We start from the raw sequence: 1,736 nt of genomic DNA, 5'->3' as shown, positions 1-1,736 counted from the left end.
TCCCCGGCGCTCCGGCTGTTTCTGGTTTTACGTATTTCAATTCAAGAGCTTTTTAGGAGGAACTGGAAGTGGGATTTGTAGACTATGAGGTAGACGGACACGTCGCAGTCATAACTATTAATCGTCCGAAGGCACTGAACGCGTTAAACGAGGATGTGCTGAAGGATATTGAAGCTGCATTTGATGCAGTAGACCTTTCCGAAATTCGTGCAATTATCCTGACCGGCGCAGGAGAGAAATCTTTCGTAGCCGGTGCTGACATCGCTGCTATGAGCGTGATGACCAAGGAGCAGGGCGAGCACTTCGGTAAATTCGGCAACGATATTTTCCGCAAGATCGAAACTTTCCCGGTTCCGGTTATCGCGGCAGTAAACGGTTTCGCACTCGGCGGCGGCAACGAGCTTGCCATGAGCTGTGATATCCGTATCTGCTCGGACAATGCATTATTCGGACAGCCTGAAGTAGGTCTTGGTATCACACCAGGCTTCGGCGGTACACAGAGACTCGCACGTCTCATCGGACCGGGCAAGGCAAAAGAGATGGTATTTGCGTCCCGCAACATCAAAGCGGACGAGGCATACCGTGTCGGACTTGTAAATGCTGTTTATACACAGGAAGAGCTGATGCCGGCTGCGAAGAAGCTGGCAGGCGCTATCGCAAAGATGGCTCCGATCGCTGTCAGAAACAGCAAGAAGGCGATGAACGACGGACTTCAGACTGATATGGATCAGGCTATCGTGATCGAGGAAAAACTGTTTGGTGGATGCTTCGAGACAGAAGATCAGAAGAACGGTATGCAAGCATTCCTTGAGAAACGGAAAGTGGAGCAGTTTAACAATAGATAGTTAGTTAAATTATAGTTGTATAATTTCAGGAGGATTTGTCATGAAAGTTGGTATTATTGGTGCAGGAACCATGGGTTCCGGAATCGCTCAGGCATTTGCCCAGGTAGATGGATATGAAGTATGCCTGTGTGATATTAACGAAGAGTTTGCTTCCAACGGCAAACTGAAAATTTCCAAGAACTTTGAGAAGAGAGTAGCAAAAGGAAAGATGGCAAAAGAGGATGCAGACAAGATCCTTGCCAGAATCCATACCGGCGTTAAGACTATCTGCAGCGACTGCGATCTCGTAGTTGAGGCAGCAATCGAGAACATGGAGATCAAAAAACAGACCTTCAAAGAGCTGGCCGCTATCTGCAAGTCAGACTGCGTATTCGCTACCAACACATCTTCTCTGTCCATTACTGAGATCGGTGCAGGTCTTGACCGCCCGGTTATCGGTATGCACTTCTTCAACCCGGCTCCGGTTATGAAGCTGGTTGAGGTTATCGCAGGCTTAAACACTCCGACAGAGATTGTTGACAAAGTTAAGAAGATCTCTGAAGAGATCGGCAAGATCCCGGTACAGGTAGAAGAGGGCGCTGGTTTCGTAGTAAACCGTATCCTCATCCCGATGATCAACGAAGCTATCGGTATCTACGCTGAGGGCGAGGCTTCTGTAGAGGGTATCGATACCGCTATGAAGCTGGGTGCTAACCATCCGATGGGACCGCTTGAACTGGGCGACCTGGTAGGTCTGGACGTTGTTCTGGCTATCATGGAAGTACTTCAGTCTGAGACTGGTGACCCGAAGTACCGTCCGCAGCCGCTTCTTAGAAAGATGGTTCGCGGCGGCAAGCTTGGCCGTAAGTCTGGCGAAGGCTTCTACAAGTACAACTAATATGTACATAAGTC

At 49.1% G+C, this 1,736-nt stretch carries 2 protein-coding genes; both read left to right on the top strand.

The genetic code is table 11. The annotated features are described in order from the left end of the window. The first annotated feature begins 68 nt into the window (after positions 1–68). Entirely contained in the window at positions 69–845 is a 777-nt protein-coding gene (locus QVO97_RS01100) for an enoyl-CoA hydratase-related protein (RefSeq protein ID WP_022358585.1), read from the top strand. A 40-nt stretch (positions 846–885) separates the two neighbouring features. Next, a complete protein-coding gene (locus QVO97_RS01095; protein WP_022358584.1) occupies positions 886–1,722 on the top strand; it encodes a 3-hydroxyacyl-CoA dehydrogenase family protein in 837 nt (278 codons plus the stop codon). Positions 1,723–1,736 lie beyond the last annotated feature (14 nt).

Source organism: Clostridium sp. CAG:43, from assembly GCF_000434655.1.
In the GTDB taxonomy this organism is placed as follows: Bacteria; Bacillota; Clostridia; order Lachnospirales; family Lachnospiraceae; genus Otoolea; species Otoolea fessa.
The sequence above is the reverse complement of the archived record's forward strand: the minus strand, read 5'-3'. Positions and strand labels throughout refer to the sequence as shown.